The organism is Streptomyces sp. NPDC003720, assembly GCF_042875075.1.
Taxonomy (GTDB): domain Bacteria; phylum Actinomycetota; class Actinomycetes; order Streptomycetales; family Streptomycetaceae; genus Streptomyces.
On record NZ_JBIANZ010000022.1, the window covers coordinates 1 to 2,552 of the forward strand.

A 2,552-nucleotide genomic window follows, 5' to 3' on the forward strand; every position below is an offset into this window, starting at 1 on the left:
AAACATTCACGGAGAGTTTGATCCTGGCTCAGGACGAACGCTGGCGGCGTGCTTAACACATGCAAGTCGAACGATGAACCACTTCGGTGGGGATTAGTGGCGAACGGGTGAGTAACACGTGGGCAATCTGCCCTTCACTCTGGGACAAGCCCTGGAAACGGGGTCTAATACCGGATATCACTCCTGCAGGCATCTGCAGGGGTCGAAAGCTCCGGCGGTGAAGGATGAGCCCGCGGCCTATCAGCTTGTTGGTGAGGTAATGGCTCACCAAGGCGACGACGGGTAGCCGGCCTGAGAGGGCGACCGGCCACACTGGGACTGAGACACGGCCCAGACTCCTACGGGAGGCAGCAGTGGGGAATATTGCACAATGGGCGAAAGCCTGATGCAGCGACGCCGCGTGAGGGATGACGGCCTTCGGGTTGTAAACCTCTTTCAGCAGGGAAGAAGCGAAAGTGACGGTACCTGCAGAAGAAGCGCCGGCTAACTACGTGCCAGCAGCCGCGGTAATACGTAGGGCGCAAGCGTTGTCCGGAATTATTGGGCGTAAAGAGCTCGTAGGCGGCTTGTCACGTCGGGTGTGAAAGCCCGGGGCTTAACCCCGGGTCTGCATTCGATACGGGCTAGCTAGAGTGTGGTAGGGGAGATCGGAATTCCTGGTGTAGCGGTGAAATGCGCAGATATCAGGAGGAACACCGGTGGCGAAGGCGGATCTCTGGGCCATTACTGACGCTGAGGAGCGAAAGCGTGGGGAGCGAACAGGATTAGATACCCTGGTAGTCCACGCCGTAAACGGTGGGAACTAGGTGTTGGCGACATTCCACGTCGTCGGTGCCGCAGCTAACGCATTAAGTTCCCCGCCTGGGGAGTACGGCCGCAAGGCTAAAACTCAAAGGAATTGACGGGGGCCCGCACAAGCAGCGGAGCATGTGGCTTAATTCGACGCAACGCGAAGAACCTTACCAAGGCTTGACATACACCGGAAACGTCTGGAGACAGGCGCCCCCTTGTGGTCGGTGTACAGGTGGTGCATGGCTGTCGTCAGCTCGTGTCGTGAGATGTTGGGTTAAGTCCCGCAACGAGCGCAACCCTTGTCCTGTGTTGCCAGCATGCCCTTCGGGGTGATGGGGACTCACAGGAGACCGCCGGGGTCAACTCGGAGGAAGGTGGGGACGACGTCAAGTCATCATGCCCCTTATGTCTTGGGCTGCACACGTGCTACAATGGCCGGTACAATGAGCTGCGAAACCGTGAGGTGGAGCGAATCTCAAAAAGCCGGTCTCAGTTCGGATTGGGGTCTGCAACTCGACCCCATGAAGTCGGAGTTGCTAGTAATCGCAGATCAGCATTGCTGCGGTGAATACGTTCCCGGGCCTTGTACACACCGCCCGTCACGTCACGAAAGTTGGTAACACCCGAAGCCGGTGGCCCAACCCCTTGTGGGAGGGAGCTGTCGAAGGTGGGACTAGCGATTGGGACGAAGTCGTAACAAGGTAGCCGTACCGGAAGGTGCGGCTGGATCACCTCCTTTCTAAGGAGCACTTCTTACCGGGCTTGCCCGGTCAGAGGCCAGTACATCAGCGAATGTCTGATGCTGGTTGCTCATGGGTGGAACGTTGATTATTCGGCCGGTTTCTCGGGTCGGAGGCTGCTAGTACTGCTCGTAAGAGCGTGGAACGCATGATCTCCGGGCGGAAGCCGGCTGGGCACGCTGTTGGGTGTCTGAGGGAATGAACTTCTCCTCAGTCGCCGGCCCCAGTGCACTCCGGATACTTCCGGGGGTGATGGGTGGCTGGTCGTTGTTTGAGAACTGCACAGTGGACGCGAGCATCTGTGGCCAAGTTTTTAAGGGCGCACGGTGGATGCCTTGGCACCAGGAACCGATGAAGGACGTGGGAGGCCACGATAGTCCCCGGGGAGTCGTCAACCAGGCTTTGATCCGGGGGTTTCCGAATGGGGAAACCCGGCAGTCGTCATGGGCTGTCACCCGCTGCTGAACACATAGGCAGTGTGGAGGGAACGAGGGGAAGTGAAACATCTCAGTACCCTCAGGAAGAGAAAACAACCGTGATTCCGGGAGTAGTGGCGAGCGAAACCGGATGAGGCCAAACCGTATGCGTGTGAGACCCGGCAGGGGTTGCGCATGCGGGGTTGTGGGATCTCTCTTCTGTCGTCTGCCGGCGACAGGACGAGTCAGAAACCGTTGATGTAGGCGAAGGACATGCGAAAGGTCCGGCGTAGAGGGTAAGACCCCCGTAGTCGAAACGTCAGCGGCTCGTTTGAGAGACACCCAAGTAGCACGGGGCCCGAGAAATCCCGTGTGAATCTGGCGGGACCACCCGCTAAGCCTAAATATTCCCTGGTGACCGATAGCGGATAGTACCGTGAGGGAATGGTGAAAAGTACCGCGGGAGCGGAGTGAAATAGTACCTGAAACCGTGTGCCTACAAGCCGTGGGAGCGTCGGAACAAGGCTTGCCTTGTTCTCGTGACTGCGTGCCTTTTGAAGAATGAGCCTGCGAGTTTGCGGTGTGTTGCGAGGTTAACCCGGGT

General features: G+C 58.3%; 2 rRNA genes (1 of these 2 running past the window's edge). Both read left to right on the top strand.

What is annotated here, in order from left to right:
* Window positions 1-5 precede the first annotated feature (5 nt).
* Window positions 6-1,531, top strand: a 16S ribosomal RNA gene (locus ACFYU0_RS35355).
* 304 nt (window positions 1,532-1,835) lie between these two features.
* Window positions 1,836-2,552 (top strand): 23S ribosomal RNA (locus ACFYU0_RS35360); it runs 2,505 nt beyond the window's last position.
* The 16S and 23S rRNA genes sit together here, the layout of an rRNA operon.